The 20,846-nt window shown below is 65.5% G+C and carries 23 protein-coding genes and 1 pseudogene; 14 read left to right on the top strand and 10 right to left on the bottom strand.

Features of this window, described 5'->3' with window-relative positions; all coding sequences use genetic code 11:
* Positions 1-78 precede the first annotated feature (78 nt).
* The gene (cei, locus tag M5I08_RS18330; RefSeq protein WP_219065392.1) at positions 79-726 is read left to right on the top strand and encodes an envelope integrity protein Cei; all 648 of its coding nucleotides are present in this window, start codon (positions 79-81) and stop codon (positions 724-726) included.
* A gap of 8 nt (positions 727-734) precedes the next feature.
* Here the strand turns inward: cei and M5I08_RS18335 are convergent, their stop codons facing one another.
* A complete protein-coding gene (locus M5I08_RS18335; protein WP_219065393.1) occupies positions 735-1,610 on the bottom strand; it encodes an inositol monophosphatase family protein in 876 nt (291 codons plus the stop codon).
* Between the two features lie 211 nt (positions 1,611-1,821).
* On the opposite strand from M5I08_RS18335, the gene ppgK reads away from it, so the two are divergent.
* The 3 genes from ppgK to M5I08_RS18350 all read left to right on the top strand — a co-directional run bounded on the left by ppgK (position 1,822) and on the right by M5I08_RS18350 (position 4,757).
* Positions 1,822-2,577 (top strand): polyphosphate--glucose phosphotransferase, encoded by a 756-nt coding sequence (ppgK, locus tag M5I08_RS18340; protein WP_219065563.1) that lies wholly within the window; start codon positions 1,822-1,824, stop codon positions 2,575-2,577.
* A gap of 164 nt (positions 2,578-2,741) precedes the next feature.
* On the top strand, positions 2,742-4,295 hold the full coding sequence (locus M5I08_RS18345) for an RNA polymerase sigma factor (RefSeq protein WP_219065564.1): 1,554 nt from the start codon (positions 2,742-2,744) through the stop codon (positions 4,293-4,295).
* A gap of 63 nt (positions 4,296-4,358) precedes the next feature.
* Complete coding sequence (locus M5I08_RS18350) at positions 4,359-4,757, top strand: RidA family protein (RefSeq protein WP_219065565.1); 399 nt, start codon at positions 4,359-4,361, stop codon at positions 4,755-4,757.
* On the opposite strand, the gene M5I08_RS18355 is transcribed toward M5I08_RS18350, so the two are convergent.
* The gene (locus tag M5I08_RS18355) at positions 4,700-5,071 is read right to left on the bottom strand and encodes a DUF952 domain-containing protein (RefSeq protein ID WP_219065394.1); all 372 of its coding nucleotides are present in this window, start codon (positions 5,069-5,071) and stop codon (positions 4,700-4,702) included. The genes M5I08_RS18350 and M5I08_RS18355 overlap by 58 nt on opposite strands.
* A gap of 125 nt (positions 5,072-5,196) precedes the next feature.
* On the opposite strand from M5I08_RS18355, the gene M5I08_RS18360 reads away from it, so the two are divergent.
* Together M5I08_RS18360 and M5I08_RS18365 are read left to right on the top strand one after the other, a co-directional pair.
* Positions 5,197-5,394 carry a DUF7455 domain-containing protein gene (locus M5I08_RS18360; RefSeq protein ID WP_219065395.1) on the top strand — a complete coding sequence of 66 codons (198 nt, stop codon included), beginning with the start codon at positions 5,197-5,199 and terminating at the stop codon, positions 5,392-5,394.
* A 62-nt stretch (positions 5,395-5,456) separates the two neighbouring features.
* Positions 5,457-6,452 (top strand): YihY/virulence factor BrkB family protein, encoded by a 996-nt coding sequence (locus tag M5I08_RS18365; protein ID WP_219065396.1) that lies wholly within the window; start codon positions 5,457-5,459, stop codon positions 6,450-6,452.
* Here M5I08_RS18365 and M5I08_RS18370 read toward each other — a convergent pair.
* The gene (locus M5I08_RS18370; RefSeq protein ID WP_219065397.1) at positions 6,439-6,678 is read right to left on the bottom strand and encodes a DUF3039 domain-containing protein; all 240 of its coding nucleotides are present in this window, start codon (positions 6,676-6,678) and stop codon (positions 6,439-6,441) included. The two genes, M5I08_RS18365 and M5I08_RS18370, sit on opposite strands and share 14 nt — an antisense overlap.
* 41 nt (positions 6,679-6,719) lie before the next feature.
* Here M5I08_RS18370 and M5I08_RS18375 point away from each other — a divergent pair, with 41 nt between their 5' ends.
* The 3 genes from M5I08_RS18375 (at position 6,720) to M5I08_RS18385 (ending at position 9,087) form a co-directional block, all read left to right on the top strand.
* Positions 6,720-7,142, top strand: coding sequence for a DUF3099 domain-containing protein (locus tag M5I08_RS18375; RefSeq protein WP_219065398.1), 423 nt, complete (start codon positions 6,720-6,722; stop codon positions 7,140-7,142).
* Positions 7,143-7,279: 137 nt separating this feature from the next.
* Positions 7,280-8,269 carry a sigma-70 family RNA polymerase sigma factor SigB gene (gene sigB, locus M5I08_RS18380; protein WP_370328507.1) on the top strand — a complete coding sequence of 330 codons (990 nt, stop codon included), beginning with the start codon at positions 7,280-7,282 and terminating at the stop codon, positions 8,267-8,269.
* Between the two features lie 125 nt (positions 8,270-8,394).
* Positions 8,395-9,087 (top strand): iron-dependent transcriptional repressor DtxR, encoded by a 693-nt coding sequence (locus M5I08_RS18385; RefSeq protein WP_219065400.1) that lies wholly within the window; start codon positions 8,395-8,397, stop codon positions 9,085-9,087.
* A gap of 23 nt (positions 9,088-9,110) precedes the next feature.
* Here M5I08_RS18385 and M5I08_RS18390 read toward each other — a convergent pair whose 3' ends face one another.
* Both M5I08_RS18390 and M5I08_RS26215 read right to left on the bottom strand, forming a co-directional pair.
* Positions 9,111-10,169 carry a DUF4192 domain-containing protein gene (locus M5I08_RS18390; protein WP_219065566.1) on the bottom strand — a complete coding sequence of 353 codons (1,059 nt, stop codon included), beginning with the start codon at positions 10,167-10,169 and terminating at the stop codon, positions 9,111-9,113.
* Positions 10,170-10,782: 613 nt separating this feature from the next.
* Entirely contained in the window at positions 10,783-10,914 is a 132-nt protein-coding gene (locus M5I08_RS26215) for a hypothetical protein (protein ID WP_255564643.1), read from the bottom strand.
* 176 nt (positions 10,915-11,090) lie between these two features.
* Here M5I08_RS26215 and M5I08_RS18400 point away from each other — a divergent pair, with 176 nt between their 5' ends.
* From M5I08_RS18400 to M5I08_RS18410, 3 genes are all read left to right on the top strand, one after another.
* On the top strand, positions 11,091-12,071 hold the full coding sequence (locus M5I08_RS18400; RefSeq protein WP_219065402.1) for a proteasome assembly chaperone family protein: 981 nt from the start codon (positions 11,091-11,093) through the stop codon (positions 12,069-12,071).
* 84 nt (positions 12,072-12,155) lie between these two features.
* On the top strand, positions 12,156-13,178 hold the full coding sequence (locus tag M5I08_RS18405; protein ID WP_219065403.1) for an alpha/beta fold hydrolase: 1,023 nt from the start codon (positions 12,156-12,158) through the stop codon (positions 13,176-13,178).
* A gap of 34 nt (positions 13,179-13,212) precedes the next feature.
* Positions 13,213-13,899 carry a PhzF family phenazine biosynthesis protein gene (locus tag M5I08_RS18410; protein ID WP_219065404.1) on the top strand — a complete coding sequence of 229 codons (687 nt, stop codon included), beginning with the start codon at positions 13,213-13,215 and terminating at the stop codon, positions 13,897-13,899.
* Between the two features lie 64 nt (positions 13,900-13,963).
* Here M5I08_RS18410 and M5I08_RS18415 read toward each other — a convergent pair whose 3' ends face one another.
* From M5I08_RS18415 to M5I08_RS18430, 4 genes are all read right to left on the bottom strand, one after another.
* A complete protein-coding gene (locus M5I08_RS18415) occupies positions 13,964-14,449 on the bottom strand; it encodes a peroxynitrite isomerase (RefSeq protein ID WP_219065405.1) in 486 nt (161 codons plus the stop codon).
* A gap of 31 nt (positions 14,450-14,480) precedes the next feature.
* Positions 14,481-15,677 (bottom strand): FAD-dependent oxidoreductase, encoded by a 1,197-nt coding sequence (locus tag M5I08_RS18420; protein WP_370328658.1) that lies wholly within the window; start codon positions 15,675-15,677, stop codon positions 14,481-14,483.
* A gap of 31 nt (positions 15,678-15,708) precedes the next feature.
* On the bottom strand, positions 15,709-16,173 hold the full coding sequence (gene nrdR / locus M5I08_RS18425; protein ID WP_219065407.1) for a transcriptional regulator NrdR: 465 nt from the start codon (positions 16,171-16,173) through the stop codon (positions 15,709-15,711).
* Positions 16,174-16,273: 100 nt separating this feature from the next.
* Positions 16,274-16,750, bottom strand: a complete 477-nt coding sequence (locus tag M5I08_RS18430; protein ID WP_219065408.1) for a LysM peptidoglycan-binding domain-containing protein — start codon at positions 16,748-16,750, stop codon at positions 16,274-16,276.
* Between the two features lie 215 nt (positions 16,751-16,965).
* On the opposite strand from M5I08_RS18430, the gene lexA reads away from it, so the two are divergent.
* Positions 16,966-17,664 carry a transcriptional repressor LexA gene (gene lexA / locus M5I08_RS18435; protein WP_219065409.1) on the top strand — a complete coding sequence of 233 codons (699 nt, stop codon included), beginning with the start codon at positions 16,966-16,968 and terminating at the stop codon, positions 17,662-17,664.
* Between the two features lie 18 nt (positions 17,665-17,682).
* Here lexA and M5I08_RS18440 read toward each other — a convergent pair whose 3' ends face one another.
* Positions 17,683-19,710: a sunset domain-containing protein gene (locus M5I08_RS18440; RefSeq protein WP_219065567.1), complete on the bottom strand. Its 2,028-nt coding sequence runs from the start codon at positions 19,708-19,710 to the stop codon at positions 17,683-17,685.
* A 208-nt stretch (positions 19,711-19,918) separates the two neighbouring features.
* Here M5I08_RS18440 and M5I08_RS27000 point away from each other — a divergent pair.
* A pseudogene (locus M5I08_RS27000) lies at positions 19,919-20,841 on the top strand (TerC/Alx family metal homeostasis membrane protein); the annotation flags it as partial.
* Positions 20,842-20,846: the final 5 nt, after the last annotated feature.

Genomic DNA, 20,846 nt, shown 5'->3' on the forward strand with positions numbered 1-20,846 from the left:
TCTCCAAGTGTGATTTACGTCACACCCAGGGTTTAACCGCGTGACCTCGCCCTAAACACCGGTGTTTAGAGTGCGTACGTGGTCGCGCAAATCACCGAAGGAACCGCTTTCGACCGGCATGGTCGACCGTTTCGCCGCCGCAACGCCCGGCCCGCGATTTTCCTGGCGGTCGTGCTGCTGGTGGCGACCGCGGTGGCGTGGACGATGGCCCTGACCCGTCCACCCGACGTGCATGAGGCCGCCGCGTGCAACCCGCCGCCGGGGCAGACGGACCCAGCAGCGCCGCATCTGGGCACGCCGGTGTCGCGCAGCACGATGATCAACGTTGCACCGGCAAAGCTTCCCGACACCAAACTTCGTGTCCTTAACGCCAGCGGGCGGAGTGGTCAGGCGGCCGACGTCGCCGGTGCGCTGAAAGACCTGGGCTTTCCGCAGCCGAGCGCCGCCAACGATCCGATCTATGCCCGCACCAGGCTGACTTGTCACGGCCAGATCCGCTTCGGCGACGCCGGCCAGGCCGCCGCTGCGGCCGTGTGGCTGGTTGCGCCGTGCGCCGAGTTGTATCGCGATGACCGCACTGACGACTCCGTTGACCTGGTGCTGGGCACCGAGTTCACCGCGCTGGCACACGGCGACGACATCGACGCAGTGCTCGCCGGCCTGCGGCGCGATGCGGAGCCCGCCGACCCGGCGCTGCTGACGAAGATCCACGAGGGCACCTGCTGACCGCTGGATCAGCCCGGAATCGGAGCGAGGCCGTCGAATCGCGCAAGGGCCGCGAGTAACTCGTCGGCGATCCCGGGCGCCGCGGCGACGACCAGGGCCGCCGTGCTCTCCAGATCACCCGGCGCGGGCAACACCACCCGGGCGCCCGCTTCGGCGGCGATCAGCGCCCCGGCCGCGCAGTCCCAGACATGCAGGCCGTGCTCGTAGTAGGCGTCCAGTTGGCCCGCCGCCACCATGCACAAATCCATTGCGGCAGAGCCGATCCGACGCACATCTCGGACTACCGGCAACATTTTGGCCACCAGTGCCGCCTGGGCCGTGCGGCGGCGCTTGGAGTATGCGAATCCGGTGCCCACGAGCGCCATCGACAAATCGTCGACGGCGGTGCACCGCAGCGGATGGGTGTCGCGCTCGTCGACGACCTGTGCACCCTGTCCGACCGCGGCTGAGTACACCCGTCCACCCATGACGTCGGCGACCGCGCCGGCCACCGACACGCCGTCGACCTGCGCTGCCACCGACACTGCATAGCCCGGGATCCCGTAGATGAAATTCACCGTGCCATCGATCGGGTCGAGCACCCAGGTGACGGCGCCGTCGCCGTCGGCAGCGACAGCGCCGGGTCCGCCAATTTCTTCGCCCAGGATCAGGTCGCCGGATCGCAGCTGCGCCAGCCGATCACGCAACAGCCGTTCGGTCTCGGTGTCGACGATGGTGACCGGATCGGTGGGCGTCGTCTTTGTTCGCACCGCAGCGTCGTTTCCGGAGCGTGCGCCGGGGCCGAACACCTCGCTACGACGACGCCGGACGAACGCCGCTGCTTCCCCGGCCAACCTTTCGGCAACCGAACGCAGATGTGCCGGTTGGTTCGCTGGCGCGCTCACCGGTCCATCGCATCACAATTGCGACCGCGAAGCAGCCCAGCCGACTGCTCACCCACCCACTCGGGCCGAATTGTCCGACTCCTCCCCGGGCTGTACCAGCCCTCATCGTCCCCAATACTAGGGTGTGGGCCGACACCCCAGTCTCGCCGAGGAGATTCTCTTGACCGGCACCGACTCGATCCCCGCCTGCTCCGGGACCGATGGGCCCGGCATGCCGCCGCGACAGGGATTCGGTATCGACGTCGGCGGCAGCGGCGTCAAGGGCGGAATCGTCGACTTGAACACCGGCCAGCTGATCGGCGATCGTTACAAGCTGCCGACCCCACAGCCGGCCACGCCGTCCGCGGTCGCCAAAACGATCGCCGCCGTCGTCGAGCATTTCAGCTGGGCCGGCCCGCTCGGGGTGACTTATCCGGGTGTCGTCACGCACGGCATCGTCCGGACCGCGGCCAACGTCGACAAGTCCTGGCTCGGAACCAACGCGCGCGACGTCATCAGCGCCGAATTGGGCGGCCGGCAGGTAGTGGTCCTCAACGACGCCGACGCCGCCGGGCTGGCTGAAGAGCGCTATGGGGCCGGCAAAGACACCACCGGTGTGGTGGTGCTGCTCACATTCGGGACCGGGATCGGGTCGGCGGTCATTCACAACGGGATATTGCTACCCAACACCGAGCTCGGCCACCTTGAGGTGGACGGCAAAGAGGCTGAGCACCGCGCGGCGTCATCGGTACGGGGTCGCCGCGGCTGGAGCTACAAAAAGTGGGCCAAGCAGGTGACGAAGGTCCTGGTTGCTATCGAGAACGCGATGTGCCCGGAACTGTTCATCGCCGGCGGCGGGATCAGCCGCAAAGCCGACAAGTGGGTGCCTCTGCTCAAGAACCGCACTCCGGTAGTGGCCGCCGCCCTGCAGAACACCGCGGGAATCGTCGGCGCGGCGATGGCGGCTGCCAGCGACGTGACGCACTGAATTTGCGCGCTCCGGGCGGGGTGTTGCTGTGCTGTCGTTACAATGGTCTGCGGCAGCCGCCTAACCGAGAGCGGCGAATGTAGACGCTCACATCTGACATAGCTGACAGCTTCCGGTTGAGCATGCCCAGAGCATCGGAAGTGCGTCCAACCGAAGGGGTTTACGTGGCAGCGACCAAAGCACGGCCGGCAGTTGAGGAGCCGGTGAAGCGCACCGCCGCCAAGTCTCACGCCGCCGGGGCAAAAGGTTCAACGGCCAAGTCGTCCAATGGCTCAGCCGCCCCCCGGCGGGCCACCAAGACCGCAACAAAGGCACCGGCGAAGGCCGCGAAAGCACCGGCGAAGTCCACGAAGCCCACCCCGGCTACGGCGCATACTGCCACCAAGACCGCTGGCATCAAGTCCGAACCGGCTCGCGGCCGGGCGAAGAAGGCGGCGGCGGCGCACGAGACCGTCAAAGACGTCGAGGTCGCAGCAGGCGAGCTCGAAGCCCCCGAAGAACTCGACGAGCTCGACGGTGAACCCGACATTGAGGCCGCGGCCGACGAGGAAATCGACATCGAAGTGGACCTGAACCTCGAGGACCTCGAGGACGCCCCGGCCGACGAGGCGGCAGTCGACCCGGCCGACATCGCAGAAGACGCCGAAGCGAGCTCGGCTAAGGCCCCCGACGAAGACCCGGTCGACGAAGAAGAAATCATCGAGCCGAGCGAAAAGGACAAAGCCTCAGGCGATTTCGTCTGGGACGAAGACGAGTCTGAGGCGTTGCGTCAAGCCCGCAAGGACGCCGAGCTGACCGCATCGGCCGACTCGGTTCGGGCTTACCTCAAGCAAATCGGCAAGGTGGCGTTGCTCAACGCCGAAGAAGAGGTCGAGCTGGCCAAGCGAATCGAGGCCGGCCTCTACGCCACCCAGTTGACGGCCGAGCTGAGCAGTCGCGGCGAGAAGCTGCCTGCCGCGCAGCGCCGTGACATGGCGTGGATCTGCCGGGACGGCGACCGTGCGAAAAACCATCTGCTGGAAGCCAACCTGCGGCTTGTTGTTTCGCTCGCCAAGCGCTACACCGGCCGCGGCATGGCGTTTCTCGACCTGATCCAGGAAGGCAACCTGGGACTCATCCGCGCCGTCGAAAAGTTCGACTACACCAAGGGTTATAAGTTCTCCACCTACGCAACGTGGTGGATCCGCCAGGCGATCACCCGCGCGATGGCCGACCAGGCGCGCACCATCCGCATCCCGGTGCACATGGTTGAGGTGATCAACAAGCTGGGCCGTATTCAGCGCGAGCTGCTGCAGGATCTGGGCCGCGAGCCCACGCCCGAAGAACTGGCCAGGGAAATGGACATCACCCCGGAGAAGGTGATGGAGATCCAGCAGTACGCGCGCGAGCCGATCTCGCTGGATCAGACCATCGGCGACGAGGGCGACAGCCAGCTCGGCGACTTCATCGAGGACAGCGAAGCGGTGGTGGCTGTCGACGCGGTGTCGTTCACGCTGCTGCAAGACCAGCTGCAGTCGGTGCTCGAGACGCTTTCCGAGCGCGAAGCCGGTGTCGTGCGGCTGCGTTTCGGCCTTACCGACGGCCAGCCCCGCACGCTCGACGAGATCGGCCAGGTCTACGGTGTGACCCGCGAACGCATCCGCCAGATCGAGTCGAAGACGATGTCGAAGCTGCGCCATCCCAGCCGGTCGCAGGTGCTGCGCGACTACCTCGACTGAGCGCTCGCTGCGTCGTCAATCACGGCGGCGTATCTTGACCCGGCGTCAGCCAACCGCGTCCTCATCTCGTCGGGATCCCACTTCGGGCCGACCGCCGGCTATAGCCGGGCGGTGCGCGTCGGGCCCCACATCGCGGTGGCGGGCACCACCGGCCCGGGACCGGCCGACGACATTGCTGCGCAGACACGGGAGGCGCTGCGCCGCATCGAGGTCGCGCTGAACCAGGCGGGAGCGACGCTGCACGATGTGGTCCGCACCCGGATTTACGTGACCGACATATCCCGATGGCGCGAGGTGGCGTCCGTTCACCTCGACGTCTTCGGTGAGATCCGCCCCGCGGCCACTATGGTCGAGGTGGCCGCGCTCATAGCGCCCGAGTTGTTGGTGGAGATCGAAGCCGACGCCTATTCGCCAGCCGATGCACCGGCGGGCGCGAAGACGCCGTCAGCGCCGGGTAGGTAAGGCGTGACGCGGATCACAGCGACAACTGGCAGTGCGCCGTACAAATGAGGGAACACCATCGACTCCGGATCCGTTGACACTTCGGGTTCCCAACGAATAGGAGCCTGCAAACGGTCGGGGTCGATATGCAGCAACACCAGGTCGTCGCGACCGCGGAAAAGGCGGTTGGCTGGTAGGTGTGCCTGCGCCGGCGTCGATAGATGGACGAATCCGACGTTGGCCAGTGACTCGGGCCGCAGCTCGCCTTCGGGCCGGGCCGACGCCCACTCGTCGGAGGGACACAGGTGCACCAGTACCGTCGGACGGTGGCTCATACCGCCATCCTGCCGGGAGCGCCAAAAGCTCAGGCGTGGGAAACGACACAGCGGGTAACCTCGGTGAAGACGGCCAAACGCGTCGACATGTGAGACAGTGGATTACGGGCCCAGAAGGATTAGCCATGAACGCGACTTTGACCACTCCAGAACTAACCAGGGCTGACCGGTGCGATCGGTGCGGCGCTGGCGCGCGTGTGCGCGCCACGTTGCCCTCAGGCGCGGAGCTTCTCTTTTGTCAGCACCACGCCAACGAGCACGAGGCCAAGCTGGTTGAGTTGTCGGCCGTGATCGAGGCAAGCGCAGTCCCCCTAGAGTCCTGAGGCGCGACTCACCATCGGCAATCCGCGCGGCAGGACCAGTCGTCAGGAATCCTGAACTGGTCATGAGCGACCGAGCAGTGAAGCCTTCGCGCCATCACATCTGGCGTGTCACTCGCCGGACGCTATCGAAGAGTTGGGACGACTCGATCTTCTCGGAGTCGGCGCAGGCCGCGTTCTGGTCAGCGCTGTCCCTGCCGCCACTGTTGCTGGGAATGCTGGGCAGCCTGGCCTACGTGGCGCCGCTGTTCGGGCCCGACACCATGTCTGGGATCGAGCAACGCCTGGTGTCGATGTGCAGCAAGGTTTTCTCCCCCAGTGTGGTCCACGAGATCATCGAGCCGACGATTGCCGATATCGACCGGGGCGCTCGCGGTGAGGTGGTGTCTCTGGGGTTTGTGATTTCACTGTGGGCGGGATCGTCGGCAATTTCGGCGTTCGTCGATTCGATAGTCGAGGCCCACGACCAGACCCCGCTGCGCCATCCGATCCGCCAACGGCTGTTCGCGCTGCTCTTGTATGTGGTGATGCTGCTGTTTTTGATCGTCACTGCCCCGCTGATGGTGCGCGGGCCACGCAAGCTCGCCCAACTCATTCCCGACGGCCTGCAGGACGTCCTGGCGTACGGCTACTACCCGGCGTTGATCACCGGCCTGGTCGTCGCCGTGATGATCTTGTATCGGGTGGCGTTGCCCGAACCGCTGCCGTCGCATCGGCTGATCTTCGGTGCGGCACTGGCGAGCGTGACCTTCGTGATCGCGACGCTGGGGCTGCGCATCTACCTCTGGTGGATCACCGGCACCGGCTACACCTACGGCGCACTGGCCACACCGATCGCGTTTCTGCTGTTCGCGTTCTTCGCCGGCTTCGCGATCATGTTGGGCGCGGAACTCAACGCCGCCATCCAGGAGGAGTGGCCGGCCCCCCGGACCCACGTCCACCGGCTGCGGCGGTGGCTGGTCGCACGCGCCAAGGCCGACGACACCGACGACACCGACGACACCGACGACACCGACGACACAACGGCTTACGTCGGCGCCGATCCGGTCAGCCCTTCTTGAGCTGCTGGTAGATCCGCTTGCAGTCCGGGCATACCGGTGAGCCCGGCTTGGCGGCCTTCCTCACCGGAAACACCTCACCGCACAGCGCCACGACATGCGTGCCCATCACGGCGCTTTCGGCGATCTTGTCCTTCTTGACGTAGTGGAAGTACTTGGGAGTATCGCTGCCGGTCCCGTCGTCGACACGTTCGTCGGTCTCGGTGCGCTCGATCGTCTGGGTCTGCATGTCCATATTGTGCCGTAATCGGCTTCGACGCGGTTGCCGAAGTGTGGAACAGTAGAGAAATGAAGCGCGGCCCTGAGCTGGGTTTCGACGACGAGGGTAAGCCGGTACTCATCACCGCCGCGGCGCCGGCATACGAGGTACAGCACCGACAGCGAGTGCGCAAATACTTGACGCTGATGGCCTTCCGGATTCCGGCGTTGGTGTTGGCAGCCGGCGCATATGGCTTGTGGCACAACGGTCTTGTCTCACTTGCGATCATTGCCGCGTCCGTCCCGCTGCCCTGGATGGCAGTGCTGATCGCCAACGATCGCCCGCCACGTCGCGCCGACGAACCCCGGCGCTTCGACGCGGTCACGCAGCGCACCCCGCTGTTCCCAACCGCCGAACGACCCGCGCTCGAACATCACACTCGCCCAGCGCCGCAACCGGAATCGCCGCGGCAGGAGGCCGACGGTTCCGAATAATCCGAGGGCGCAGCGGGTTCTTAGCACATTCTCAGACCGCGCGGACGTCCGCGCACGTCAAGGGGTGTGGGATGGTCGCCCAGCGGGAACTCCACTGCCAAGTTGGTCGTTGTACCTCAAGTTGGTCGTTGTACCTCATGACAGCTCACGCCTATCGGGAGGCCGCCATGGCAAATGCCACCACAAGCCGGGTTGACAGCGATCTGGATGCTCAAAGCCCAGCCGCGGACCTGGTGCGCGTGTATCTGAACGGGATCGGCAAAACGGCGTTGCTCAATGCCGCCGATGAGGTCGAACTCGCCAAGCGCATCGAGGCCGGACTCTACGCTCAGCATCTGCTGAGCACCCGCAAGCGGCTGGGCGAGAACCGCAAACGCGGCCTGGCACTGGTGGCTCGCGACGGCGAAGCAGCACGAAGCCATCTGCTGGAAGCCAACCTGCGGTTGGTCGTGTCGTTGGCGAAGCGCTACACAGGCCGCGGAATGCCACTGCTGGACCTCATTCAGGAAGGCAATCTGGGTTTGATCCGCGCGATGGAAAAGTTCGACTACACAAAGGGATTCAAGTTTTCCACGTACGCGACGTGGTGGATCCGGCAGGCGATCACCAGGGGCATGGCCGATCAGAGCCGCACCATCCGACTGCCTGTCCACCTCGTTGAGCAGGTGAACAAGCTGGCCCGGATCAAGCGCGAGATGCACCAGAGCCTCGGCCGTGAGGCCACTGACGAGGAACTCGCTGCCGAGTCGGGCATTCCGGTCGAGAAGATCAACGACCTGCTGGAGCACAGCCGCGACCCGGTGAGCCTCGACATGCCCGTCGGCTCCGAGGAAGAGGCGCCGCTCGGCGATTTCATCGAGGACGCTGAAGCGATGTCCGCGGAGAACGCGGTGATCGCCGAGCTGCTGCACACCGACATCCGCACAGTGCTGGCAACGCTCGATGAGCGTGAGCATCAGGTGATCCGGCTGCGCTTCGGGCTCGACGATGGACAGCCCCGCACGCTCGACCAAATCGGCAAGCTGTTCGGGCTGTCCCGTGAGCGGGTTCGCCAAATCGAGCGCGAGGTGATGGCCAAGCTTCGCAACGGTGAGCGGGCCGACCGACTGCGGTCCTACGCCAGCTGAGGAGCTAGATCAACTCCCGGCCAGTGTGCCCGTCGCGCCAGCGGCGGGCACACTGGCGTGCTGGAGCGTTAGCGAACCGTTCACGCAGCTGGGCAAGTAAGCTCAGCAGCAACGGAGGGTACGGAATGAACGAGCTGGTTGACACCACCGAGATGTACCTGCGGACGATCTATGACCTCGAAGAAGAGGGCGTGACGCCGCTGCGCGCCCGTATCGCCGAACGGCTTGACCAGAGCGGACCCACGGTCAGCCAGACTGTGTCACGGATGGAGCGCGACGGGCTGCTGCATGTCGCCGGCGACCGCCATCTCCAACTCACCGACAAGGGCCGCGCACTGGCGATCTCGGTGATGCGTAAGCACCGCCTCGCCGAGCGGCTGCTGGTCGATGTCATCGGATTGCCGTGGGAAGAGGTGCACGCCGAGGCTTGCCGGTGGGAGCACGTGATGAGCGAAGACGTCGAGCGTCGGCTGGTGCAGGTCCTCGACAACCCGACGACCTCGCCTTTCGGCAACCCGATTCCAGGTCTGTTGGATTTGGGCATCGGGCCGGGCGTCGGCGACCGGGAACCGAATTTGGTGCGGCTCACCGAGCTGCCGGCCGGATCACCCGTCGCAGTGGTGGTGCGTCGGCTCGCCGAACACGTGCAGGGCGACATCGACCTGATCACCCGGCTCAAGGACGCCGGCGTGGTGCCCAACGCCAGGGTGACCGTCGAAACCAACCCGGCCGGCGGCGTGACCATCGTGATGCTGGGCCATGAGAACGTGAGCCTGCCGCATGAAATGGCTCACGCGGTCAAGGTCGAGAAGGTCTGAACCGGGCCAATTGGCCGGGCCCGTTAGACGGCGCGTCGGCCGAATGCCCGTCGCGGCGGCAGCCGCACACCGAGCCGCTCGGCTAGCCGATACCCGGTAACAGCCAGCTCGCGAATGCGCTCAGGCCGCAGGCCCGATTGCAACGCCGCGTCGAGCATGCCTGCCATCCGATGCTCGGGTTGGCAGCGCAGCGCGGCCTCCAGCGACACCCCGGCCAGTGGGCCGTCGCCGCGGACATAGGCACTGAACGCGACCAACACCAGCGCCTCGACCCGCCACGGCGTGGGCAGGCTGCGCGACAGCAGCGCCCACAGCGATTCGGCCTCTCCGGCACTCCGGCCGACCGCCAGGGCAAACATCGTGTCTCGGAACTCCACGTCGCCCAGCGCGCAAGCCAGGCCGGCCAGCTCCGCGCCGGACAGCTGTTGTCCCTCGCCCACCCGGGCGGCCGCAGCCAGCGCGTCCTCGACGTCGCCGCGGACGCAGGCAGCTGGATCGGCGCGGTGTGCTGCATCCCGTAGCGCGGCGTGTTCGCCGATCAGCCTGGCCAGCGCCGCGGTTGGCGCCCGTTCGTCCACCGCGATTACCGACTGCAGGTCAGCGCGCCGCGCATACAACCGTCGGCCGTCGAGCACCGCTGCCAGCGCCACCGGCGACGCGGACGGGTCGTCGATCACACCGCCCGCGCCGCAACCGTCCACGCAGTGCCAGCGGCCCCCGGCGGCCACCCGGTCCACCACGTGTGCCGCCCACAGGTCGATGTCGTGCTGCGACAGCTCGTCGGTGAGCGTCGCGCACAAGTCGCGGAACTGCTCGTTGCACATAGGGCAGCCTGCGCCGTCGGCGTCGACAATGACCACGATGGCCGCCTCGGGGCTGGCCGCGGAGGCCACCTCCGCGAGCTGCCCAACGTGGTCGGCGAGCACCTCGGAGAGGTCGACTCGCATCACCGAGCCCAGCTCGTTGTCGTCGATCGAGATCAGCACCAGCGATTTTTCCGGCACGAAGCCCAGCACGGCCGGGATCGCGGCGATCACCGCGCCGGGACGATTCAGTTCAAAGTCAGGGGGCTGCTTGGTCATGGCGCTCACGCTGACCGTCGGCACTGTCAGTCCGTCGGCGGTGCGGACGGCACCACCCATGCGCTGTGGACAACGGCGCGGCTGGGGACAACCGCGAACTGATATTCACGTCTTCGCCGTCGGCGAGGTCATCGGCTTGCCCGCTCGTGCGTAGACGTCCATGGACCGAGGCCGGGTAGCCGCCCGCCACGCGTTTGGCGAACCGGTAGACGCGACGATGGGTTGCGAGGGGCACCGTCGAAACCCGCGGGCGCGACGTCGCCTGGGCCGCCGGCCTCGGCGCGCTCCAAAAGCTCGGTGATGTGCTGGTCGAACGGTGGCGAGTAGGACAAGTTCTCCCCGCAGCCACCGCGGTGCAGACCGCCGATCACCCCGCTGACGCTCGAGCCGCTGATCCAGGGCGCCCCGCTGGTGCCGTCGGCCAGGCCCGCGCACAGCAGCTCCGGGTAGCCGCGGTCACCGATTCCCGTGGTGGCCTGACAGCCGTCGGGGCGGCTGACGCGGGCAATCGCATAGTCGGCGTACGAATCCTTATTGGCGACCCACCGCGGATCCAGCTAGATCACGCTGACCGTCCAGACATCGGCCGGCGCAGCACCGGCGCCGCAATGATCTAGCTCGGGGAGCCGACGACGGCCGGCTTGTGTTCGCTGATGACCGGTGCGGCAGGTGGCTGGTGCCCGCATCCCGCTAATACCGCGGCCAGCGCGGCGATTGCGCCCACCGCCGGTGCCAGAATGTGCATCGCCGTCGATCATGCCCGACCGGATGGCCGCAGGCGACGCCGAAACGGGGTATCCATGAGGAGAGCGGTGAGACGCGCCGGCATTGCCGACCGGGTCCGCACCCGCAGCCAGCAGATTTGAGAGACACTATTTGACACGGCGGTACCCAACCGCGCCGTGCGAGGAGGCAGTAGCGATGGACGACAACCAGCCCCCCGACCGGGAACAGCATTACCAACCCGAGCAGCAGAACGGCATGTACGAGCTCGAGGTCCCCGCGCCGCAGCTGTCATCGTCTGATGGCCGTGGCCCGGTTTTGGTGCATGCTCTGGAAGGCTTTTCCGACGCCGGTCATGCGATCCGGCTGGCCACCAGCCACCTCAAGGAAACACTGGACACCGAACTGGTGGCCTCGTTCGCGATCGACGAGCTGCTCGATTACCGGTCGCGGCGGCCCCTAATGACGTTCAAGACCGATCATTTCGCCCACTACGACGACCCAGAGCTTCGTCTCTACGCCATGCATGACAGCGCCGGGACGCCGTTTTTGCTGTTGGCCGGCATGGAGCCGGATTTGAAGTGGGAGCGGTTCATCACCGCAGTGCGGTTGTTGGCCGAGCGTCTGGGTGTGCGGCAGACGATCGGTCTGGGCGCGATCCCGATGGCGGTCCCGCACACGCGGCCGGTGACGATGACGGCGCACTCCAACAACCGCGAGTTGATCGCCGACTTCACGCCGTGGATCACCGAGGTCCAGGTGCCCGGAAGCGCGTCGAACCTGTTGGAATACCGGATGGCTCAGCACGGCCACGAGGTGGTGGGCTTCACCGTTCATGTCCCGCACTACTTGGCACAGACTGGCTATCCGGCCGCCGCGCATGCACTGCTGAAGCAGGTGGCCAAGACCGGATTGCTACAGCTTCCGCTCAAGGCGCTCGAAGAGGCGGCTGTTGAGATTGCGGCCAGGGTCGACGAACAGGTTGAAGCGAGCCCCGACGTCGCTCAAGTGGTGGCCACGCTGGAGCGACAGTACGATGCCTTCATTGCCGATCAGGAGGAACGGTCGCTGCTGACGCGGGATGACGATCTGCCTAGCGGGGACGAACTCGGCGCGGAGTTCGAGCGATTCCTCGCCCAGGAGGCAGAGAAGAAGTTTGACGACGACGATCCGAAGTGAACGCCCCACCGCGCCGACGACGATGCTTCGGCGATGCGACGAGGAGTGGCGCGTGTCAGGACGCCCGACAGCGAAGTTGGCGAGATGACGCAGCGGAGGCCCAATTTGCGCTCGGTGCGGGAGGTCACCCCTTCGCTGCAGTTCCGTACGGTCCACGGCTATCGGCGTGCGTTCCGCATCGCCGGCTCCGGTCCGGTGATCCTGCTGATTCACGGGATCGGTGACAACTCCACCACCTGGGAGACAGTTCAAGCCAGACTCGCGCAACGGTTCACGGTGATCGCCGTCGACCTGCTGGGCCACGGGCAGTCGGACAAACCACGCGCCGACTACTCGCTCGCGGCGTACGCCAACGGGATGCGCGACCTGCTTTCCGTGCTGGGCATCGAGCGCGTCACCGTCGTCGGTCACTCGCTCGGTGGTGGAGTGGCGATGCAGTTCGCCTACCAATTCCCGCAATTGGTGGAGCGGCTGGTCCTGGTCGCGGCCGGCGGGGTCACCAAGGACGTCAACGTGGTGTTACGGCTGGCTTCCTTGCCGATGGGAGGCGAGGCGCTGGCGTTGCTTCGGTTGCCGTTGGTGCTGCCGGCTTTGCAGATCGCCGGGCGCGCGGCCGGGCTGGTGCTCGGATCAACCGCTCTGGGGCACGACCTGCCGGACGTCCTGCGGGTGCTGGCCGCTTTACCAGAGCCGATGGCCTCGGCGGCGTTCACCCGCACGCTGCGGGCGGTGGTCGACTGGCGCGGTCAGATGGTCACCATGCTGGACCGATGTTATTTGACTGCGTCCGTTCCGGTGCAAATCATCTGGGGCACAGACGATGTGGTAATCCCGGTCAGCCATGCCCGAATGGCGCACGCCGCGATGCCAGGTTCCCAACTGGCGCTTTTCGAGCACTCCGGCCACTTCCCGTTCCACGACGATCCGGACCGTTTCATCGAGGTCGTCGAGCGCTTCATCGACAAGACGGAGCCCGCCCGATACGACCAGGCTGCGCTGCGGGAGCTGCTGCGCAGCGGTGGCGGCGCACAAACCCTCTCAGGACCGGCCGACACCCGCGTCGCCGTGTTGACTGCCATGGGGTCCGACGAACGTAGCGCCACCTAACCGGTCTGCTGGCGCGACGTCGTATGGTCGGGTTATGGGCTTCGACGTCACGGCGTTGCGCGTGTTCACCGATTCAGAGGGGAATTTCGGCAACCCGCTGGGCATCGTCGACGCCAGCACCGTCGAGGTTTCCTGGCACCAGCGCATCGCCGCTCAATTAGGTTACAGCAAAACAGTTTTCATCGATCTACCGAGCGCCGGCGCTACCACTGCGCGTGCTCGCATCTATACCCCGGTCACCGAGCTGCCGTTCGCCGGTCACCCGACGGTCGGCGCCTCATGGTGGGTGCGCAACCGGGGTACTCCGATCCGCACGCTGCAGGTACCGGCCGGCATCGTGCAGGTGAGCTACGACGACGACGCCACGGCGATCAGCGCACGCTCGGAATGGGCTCCCGAATTCGCCGTTCACGATCTCGAATCGCTCGATGACCTCGCAGCCGCCGACCCCGCCGACTTCACCGACGATGTGGCGCACTACCTGTGGACCTGGGTCGACGAGGCGGCCGGATCACTGCGCGCTCGGTTTTTCGCGGCCAATCTTGGTGTGGCCGAAGACGAAGCGGCCGGATCTGCTGCCGTCCGAATGACCGACTATCTCAGCCGTGACTTGACCATCGTGCAGGGCAACGGCTCGGTAATCCAGACCAGGTGGAACCCGCAGGGCTGGGTTCGGGTTGCCGGGCGCGTCGTCGACGACGGTGTGACGCACTTCGTCTAGGCCGTTCCGCGTCAGAGTTATCCGCCATCAATGCTTCGACGCGGGAATGCCTTTGGCGCGGCACTCAGCTCGTGCGGTGCAATACCGCAGAGAGGTGGTGTTGCAGCGGTCGGCCGACCGCGCCCATCTGCAGCGAATACGCGAGCTCGTCGCCATCGACACGGAATGTGCGGCCCAGGGCGGTCACCTCTTTGGCGGTTGGTGTCAGCCCGATGTGCGCGGCGGTCATGTCAAGCTCGATCGTCGTGCCGCCGACGGTGTATGTGCCCACCTCGATTTCGGTGATGCCGCTTGGGTGTGCGAGCACCAGTTCGACGTGACCGGGTCGGGGACTGCGAAGATATCCCGTCTCGGCATGCAGGGGCTTGCCGTCGGCCGCGGAGGCGGTTTTTTGCCCATAGACCAAAAACGGTTTGCCCACATGGGAAAACACGACTTCCTCGAGGTAGTCGAACGGCTGAATTGTCGGGTATGTCCCAGACCCACGACCCTGCCATGTACCGAGCAGCGGAGCGAGCGGCTGCAAGTCGGGGTGCAGGTCGGGCGGCATCTCACCAGCCTATCTGCTGCGGCGCAGCTAGCTAGGCGCCGTGGACGTCCGGGGTGCGTACATGCTCGGGGCGAAAGCCCCGGCCGACGACGATCGGCGGGATGAACTGCAGCGGGCCCCGGCCGACGAACTTCGGAATACGGATCGGCGACAGGTCGCCCGTCAAAACGGGCTTGATCGCCCGGTTCTGGATGAATATCTGGCCGGCCTGGATAATCCGGGCAGGTAGCTCGCGGCGACGCTGCACCTTGGCGAGGTCGGCATCGGTCAACCGGCCCTCTCGTAATGGGGTGCAGACGATGTTGGCCGCCGCCACCGCATCAGCAACAGCAAGGTTGATACCGACGCCACCGGCCGGCGACATGGCATGCGCGGCATCCCCAATGCAGAGCAAACCGCTACGCCACCAAGTCTTGAGCCGATCCACCCGCACATCGAGCTGGCTGGTGTCGTCCCAGGACTGCAGATCACCGAGATGCTCACCCAACGTCGGCAGCGCGGACGCCAGACGCTCTTTGAACGCCTCCAGTGAACCGTCTCGCGGGTTCTGGCCCTTCGGCACGAGATACGCGACCTGCCAGTAGTCGCCCCGATAGATCATGGCCATCAGCAGGCCTTTACGGAGGATCGCGAAGAGCTCTTGAGGATCGCCGGGGCGCCACTTCAGCCGGAACCACAACACATCCATCGGCGAGCTCGCCCGGGCGATCTCCAATCCTGCCGCCGCGCGCACCGCCGACGCGCGCCCATCGGCGCCGATCACCAGCTCGGCCCGCACTTCCAGCTCGGGCGTGCGCACCCCGACGACGCGATCGTCCTCAAAGACCAAATCCTTGACTTCGGCGTTGCGGATCAAGGTGAATTGTGGGTATTCACTTGCCTTTTCGGCGAGAAAGTCCAGGAAGTCCCACTGCGGCATCAATGCGATGTAAGGCTGTTTGAAGCCAAGCCATGTGAGCGCGCTGAAGTTACCGAAGGTGCGAAGTGGGCCGTCGGTGTCGAACGCAACTCGGGTGATCTTGGTGTGCGGTAGACGCAGGAACTCATCGATAAGCCCGAGTTCGTCCATGATCCGCAGGGTGGTGGGATGCACTGTGTCGCCGCGGAAGTCGCGCAGGAAATCGTTGTGCTTTTCCAAGACGACGACCCGGATACCGGCGCGGGCCTGCAGCAACGCATGAACCAGGCCCGCGGGACCGCCACCGGCAACACAGACCTGGACTTGCAGGGCTCGAGTCACGTCCCGACCCTACCTACGGTCAGCCGGGAGACGACACCTTGCGGTGCGCGCGCAGCGCCTGAATCTCGCGCTCGAAATCGTCTGCGGACGAAAACGACCGGTACACCGAGGCGAATCGCAGATAGGCCACCTCGTCGAGTTCTCGCAGCGGACCAAGGATTGCCAGCCCGACTTCGTGGCTGGGCACTTCGGGTGACCCACTGGCCCGCACTTCGTCTTCGACCTGCTGGGCCAGCAAATTCAATGCGTCGTCGTCGACTTGGCGACCCTGACAGGCCCGACGCACACCGCTGATCACCTTGTCGCGGCTGAACGGCTCGGTGACACCGCTGCGTTTGACGACAGCCAGCACCGCGTTCTCCACGGTGGTGAAACGCCGCCCACACTCCGGGCAGGACCTGCGGCGTCGGATGGCCTGGCCCTCGTCGGTCTCCCGTGAGTCAACGACTCGAGAATCGGGATGGCGGCAGAACGGACAATGCATGACCGCTCCTTCGCCGCGCCGACTACGAGATGTCTCAGACCATCCCGAGCGTACCTGCGCGCTGCCGCGCGGACCTAGCATCACGGTGCAAGCGAAGCCGTCAGCCCACCGGTGCGATCAGCGTCTGACCGGCAGTCACGGTCGGGGAATCAAGATCGTTGAGTTCGCGGATGCGCGCGGCGACCTCGCCGGCGGGCGCATCGGGCGCTACCCGGGCCGCCAAGTGGTGCAGAGTCTCCCCTGGCTCGACCCGCACCACGGCGAGCCGGTCGGGCAGGTGGCCCGCCGTCTGTGCGGGCCCGTCACGCAGCATGTCGCCGAAGTGCGCCACCATCCCGAGCCACACGGTGATCAGCGCCGCCAGCAGGGCCAGCACCACCGTGGTCGCCGGTGTAATCGGACGTGGCCGATGTGGCGCCGTCGACATCGCCACAGCGCCGCGGTAGCGCGGGGGCGCGGCCATCGGTCTAGACGGCTGCGGACCCCGGGTTACTGGCCGATCGCGGCGGCCGGCCGGACGCGCCCGGACCGGCCGGCACTGGATCGGCGCGCTCGGTGAGATCGTCTCGATGGGCATGATGTGTGCTCCTTTCGCTGCCTGATACTCGATCATCTGTTCGAAGTATAATCGATAGTACGTTCGAATTTCGAACGTGTGATCGAGCTGTTGCACATACAGCAGACGTTAGGACACCCCACCGACACCTTTTGCGGTTGGCTCGGCCGCAACACATCGAACACACCTCGAACACATGTTTGATATCGGGGCTGAATGCGGCTACATTCGTCCGCATGAGCGACAGCGACACCCCGGACGCCGGCCCTGGGCGCAGCGCGCGATCTGCGGATTCAGGGCTCACTGAGCGACAGCGCATGATTTTGGACGTCATCCGCGCTTCGGTCAGCAGTCGCGGATATCCCCCGAGCATCCGGGAAATCGGCGATGCCGTGGGTCTGACGTCGACGTCGTCAGTGGCCCACCAACTGCGCACGCTCGAACGCAAGGGCTATCTCCGCCGTGACCCCAACCGCCCGCGCGCTGTCGATGTGCGCGGTGCCGACGACCACGTGAAACCGACGGTGCTCACCGATGTCTCCGGCTCGGACGCACTGCCGGAACCTACGTTTGTTCCCGTTTTGGGGCGCATCGCGGCAGGCGGGCCGATCCTTGCCGAGCAAGCCGTTGAAGACGTCTTTCCGCTCCCGCGCGAGCTCGTCGGCGAGGGCGCGCTGTTCCTGCTGCGGGTAGTCGGTGATTCGATGGTCGACGCCGCGATCTGCGACGGCGACTGGGTGGTGGTGCGTCAGCAAAACGTGGCCGACAACGGTGACATCGTGGCGGCGATGATCGACGGCGAGGCTACCGTCAAGACCTTCAAGCGCACCGGCGGTCAGGTGTGGCTGATGCCGCACAACCCGGCCTTCGACCCCATTCCGGGCAACCACGCTGCGGTGCTCGGAAAAGTTGTCACGGTGATCCGCAAGATCTGACTGCCGCGATCCGGTCGGCTACTGCGCCTTGGTGAACCCGTTCGCCTGCGCGATTTCTTCGCTGAGGAACCAGATTTCGGCAAGCGTGTCTTCGTATAGTGCGCTGTCGGGCATGTAATAGAGGCCAGAGCTGGCGTTGGCTTTAACGGGGTACCCGTCGGGCACCTGGTACCGATCGTCCAGCGGTAGATGAATCGCCAACTGGCCGGGAACAATTGGGGCAACTGCAGCGAAGTGAGTGGTGTCTTCGTCGTCGTCCGGGTCCGCGGCTGCATGTCGCCCGCCTCGAACTTGGCTCCGAGCCGGTATCCGCGTCGGAGCCGTATCCACGGCGTCTGGGTCTTCGACGAAGTGCTCTTCGTCGAAGTGCTCGTCATCGAAGTGCTCGTCGTCGCCTTCGTCCAGCCCGGAAAAATCTTCGGGGCTTTCGATTTCGTCGGGCAGCGGCTCGTCAACCGAATCGACACGCTTGAGCGGCATCCAGTCCCTGGTCGCCTGACTCGGCAGGCGCACGGTCCGCGGACGCGGCGGCGCGGGATAGCCCTCGGTCAATCTTGACGACGCGAGATCGCGTTCGGCCTCCGGTGACCACTGTGCAACAGCCTCGGTGACCGCCTCATCGCCGATGCGCTCGCTTGATTGCTGTCCAACCCCGGGTTCGGCGACGTCGACGTGGCGCCGGGCGCCACGGCGGTGACGCCAGGTCGACGCCGTCGGCGCGGCGATCCCGATCAACAACACCGCCGCTGCGATCGCAACAGGCAACCACCACCGGTGCCAGGTCAACCAGCCACCCCCGCCGGGAGCCGGCGCCGAACCGACCGGCATCTTCTGTCCCGGCACCTGCAGCCCGGACAGTGACGACGCCAGGTTCGCCGGCGAAGTGGTGAAGGTGTTCTTGGCCTGATTCCACGAGATCTGACCGCCGGTGAATTTCTGCGTGAGCAGGTCGTTGTCTGCCGTCTGATCTCCCAGCGGCGCCCCCAGTTTGCCGGTCGCGGCGCCGAGTTTGTCCCACGCGGCCTTGATCGCGCCGCGGACCACAAAGGCGCCGTGGCTGGGCGTCCAGAAGATCACGGGTTTGTCGGCGGCGGCGAACGCGCTCACCCGGCTGGCCGGCTTGAGACCGCCATCGGCCTCGTTGGCGATCGGGAAGCCGAGGTTGCCGCCCGGGCCTCCCGCCGACTCGTATTTCGCCAGAATGTCCGTTTCGACGGCGTTGGCGCCGGTCGCCGGGCTGAAGAAGATCTTGCCACCGGCGAAGTTCTGGGCCAGCCCGTCGCCGGCCACGGAATACTGATCGCCTTGTTTGGCGCCCAGCGGACCGGAGGGACCCCCGGCTGCGCGCCATGCCGTGTTGATGTCCGCGGTCGGATCGATTGGTACCTGCAGGCCGGTGAGCTGGCTGGCCAGATCGGGTGGGACGGTGGCGAACGCTTTGGTCACCCTGTTCCAGGACACCTTGCCGCCGCTGAACGTCTGGGTGGCGACCTCGCCGTTGTAGGTTTCGTCGCCGACCGGAACGCCGAGAGGGCCACCGGAGCTGCCCAGTTTGTCCCACGCGGCGTTGATCGCCCCGCGCACCACGAATGCTCCGTGCTCGGGGGTCCAAAAGATCAGCGGCTTGTCACTGGCCGAGAAGGTGCTGACGCGGCTGTCGGGACCGGCCAGACCCGGTACTTCGTTGATCGTCGGGAAACCCAGATCGCTGGCCGCCGGACCGCCGAGAGCTTCGTATTTGTCGAGGATGGCGCCCGACATCGATTTGGCGCCGGTGGCCGGGGTGAAGAACATCTTGCCGTGGACGAAGTCCTGGGCGAATCCTTGCCCGGCGGGGTAGCATTCACCCTGCTTGGCGCCGAGATTCGAATGGTCGCCGCCCGCGTCTTTCCAGGCTGCGGTGATCGCCTCGTCGGCCTCGCCCAACGGGGATGCCGCCACGACGGGCACCACCAATGCCGCCGACCCAAAGGCTGTCGCCAGTGCCACCAGACCCAGCACCGCACGCCGCACGACGGTCCTTGATCGATGTTGTCGCCCTGCCATCACACCTCCCGGCGCCCGCACCACCAGCAGCTTCTGGCCAGTGTCGACCACTCGGCGAGCAGGCACAACTGTGCTTCGGCGCACGGGCGCATGCAAACTCATGTCGAAGACCCTACGGAACCGACACGCCGTCGACGTCAAAAAGCTGTCCACAACGCTGCCGGGTGTCGCACTCCATTCATGCGAGTTTGCGTTACGGTCCCCGATCGTGGCGCACGGAAGCGGACCGATCTGGCTGGTGATCGTTGCGGCGGTCGCCGGTCTTGTCGTGTTCGACTATCTGTTCAGCGTCCGCCCCACCCGCACGCCGACGTCGCGAGAAGCGGCTGTGTGCTCGGCCAGCTACCTCGCAATTGCGATCGTGTTCGGGGTCGGCGTCTGGGTTTTCGGCGGTAAGACCATGAGCGTCGAATATTTCGCCTGTTATGTGAGCAATGAAGCACTCTCGGTCGACAACCTTTTCGTCTTCTTGTTCATCATGAGCAGTTTCGCCGTACCGCGGATCGCCCAGCAGAAAGTGCTGTTGTTCGGCATTGTCGTTGCGCTGACGGCGCGCACCGGATTCATATTTATCGGCGCTGCGCTGATCAGGGTCTTCGACTGGGTGTTCTACCTATTCGCGGTTGTCTTACTGGTCACGGCAGTCTGGCAGTCAGCCTGGCAAAGTCGGCAAAATCAAAGACGTCGGACACGGACACGGTGCTCGTCCGTACCGCCAAACGGTTGGCCACCGTCGAGCACGGCCGCAGGCTGATGACGCCAATGCTGCTGACCATAATCGCTATCGGCGGGGCGGATATTTTGTTCGCATTCGACTCGATCCCGGCGATGTTCGCGCTATCGCAAAACGTCTACCTGGTGTTCTCGGCGACCGCATTGTCGTTGCTGGGCCTACGACAGCTGTATTTTCTGCTCGAGGGTCTGCTCGATCGACTGGTGTACCTGCCGTATGGTCTTGCGGCGATCTTGGCTTTCATTGGTGTGGACTTGATGGTGTAGGCACTGCGCGACAACAGCATTCCCTTTATCAACGGCGGCAACCCGGTGCGCGTCGTCGAACTGGGCACGATGCTGTCGTTGGCGGTGATTGTCGTCATCCTGCTCATCACAACGGCGGCGTCAATGTTTACTCGGCT

Source organism: Candidatus Mycobacterium methanotrophicum (assembly GCF_023515995.1).
Lineage (GTDB): Bacteria > Actinomycetota > Actinomycetes > Mycobacteriales > Mycobacteriaceae > Mycobacterium > Mycobacterium methanotrophicum.

What these genes read in the sequence shown, in the direction of transcription:
- ppgK (WP_219065563.1), top strand. Translation starts at nt 1,822, where the DNA reads ATGCCGCCGCGACAGGGATTCGGTATCGACGTCGGCGGCAGCGGCGTC.
- M5I08_RS18355 (WP_219065394.1), bottom strand. Translation starts at nt 5,071, where the DNA reads ATGAGCCACCGTCCGACGGTACTGGTGCACCTGTGTCCCTCCGACGAG.
- M5I08_RS18360 (WP_219065395.1), top strand. Translation starts at nt 5,197, where the DNA reads ATGAACGCGACTTTGACCACTCCAGAACTAACCAGGGCTGACCGGTGC.
- M5I08_RS18365 (WP_219065396.1), top strand. Translation starts at nt 5,457, where the DNA reads ATGAGCGACCGAGCAGTGAAGCCTTCGCGCCATCACATCTGGCGTGTC.
- M5I08_RS18370 (WP_219065397.1), bottom strand. Translation starts at nt 6,678, where the DNA reads ATGCAGACCCAGACGATCGAGCGCACCGAGACCGACGAACGTGTCGAC.
- sigB (WP_370328507.1), top strand. Translation starts at nt 7,280, where the DNA reads ATGACAGCTCACGCCTATCGGGAGGCCGCCATGGCAAATGCCACCACA.
- M5I08_RS18385 (WP_219065400.1), top strand. Translation starts at nt 8,395, where the DNA reads ATGAACGAGCTGGTTGACACCACCGAGATGTACCTGCGGACGATCTAT.
- M5I08_RS18390 (WP_219065566.1), bottom strand. Translation starts at nt 10,169, where the DNA reads ATGACCAAGCAGCCCCCTGACTTTGAACTGAATCGTCCCGGCGCGGTG.
- M5I08_RS26215 (WP_255564643.1), bottom strand. Translation starts at nt 10,914, where the DNA reads ATGCACATTCTGGCACCGGCGGTGGGCGCAATCGCCGCGCTGGCCGCG.
- M5I08_RS18400 (WP_219065402.1), top strand. Translation starts at nt 11,091, where the DNA reads ATGGACGACAACCAGCCCCCCGACCGGGAACAGCATTACCAACCCGAG.
- M5I08_RS18405 (WP_219065403.1), top strand. Translation starts at nt 12,156, where the DNA reads ATGACGCAGCGGAGGCCCAATTTGCGCTCGGTGCGGGAGGTCACCCCT.
- M5I08_RS18410 (WP_219065404.1), top strand. Translation starts at nt 13,213, where the DNA reads ATGGGCTTCGACGTCACGGCGTTGCGCGTGTTCACCGATTCAGAGGGG.
- M5I08_RS18415 (WP_219065405.1), bottom strand. Translation starts at nt 14,449, where the DNA reads ATGCCGCCCGACCTGCACCCCGACTTGCAGCCGCTCGCTCCGCTGCTC.
- nrdR (WP_219065407.1), bottom strand. Translation starts at nt 16,173, where the DNA reads ATGCATTGTCCGTTCTGCCGCCATCCCGATTCTCGAGTCGTTGACTCA.
- M5I08_RS18430 (WP_219065408.1), bottom strand. Translation starts at nt 16,750, where the DNA reads ATGCCCATCGAGACGATCTCACCGAGCGCGCCGATCCAGTGCCGGCCG.
- lexA (WP_219065409.1), top strand. Translation starts at nt 16,966, where the DNA reads ATGAGCGACAGCGACACCCCGGACGCCGGCCCTGGGCGCAGCGCGCGA.
- M5I08_RS18440 (WP_219065567.1), bottom strand. Translation starts at nt 19,710, where the DNA reads ATGGCAGGGCGACAACATCGATCAAGGACCGTCGTGCGGCGTGCGGTG.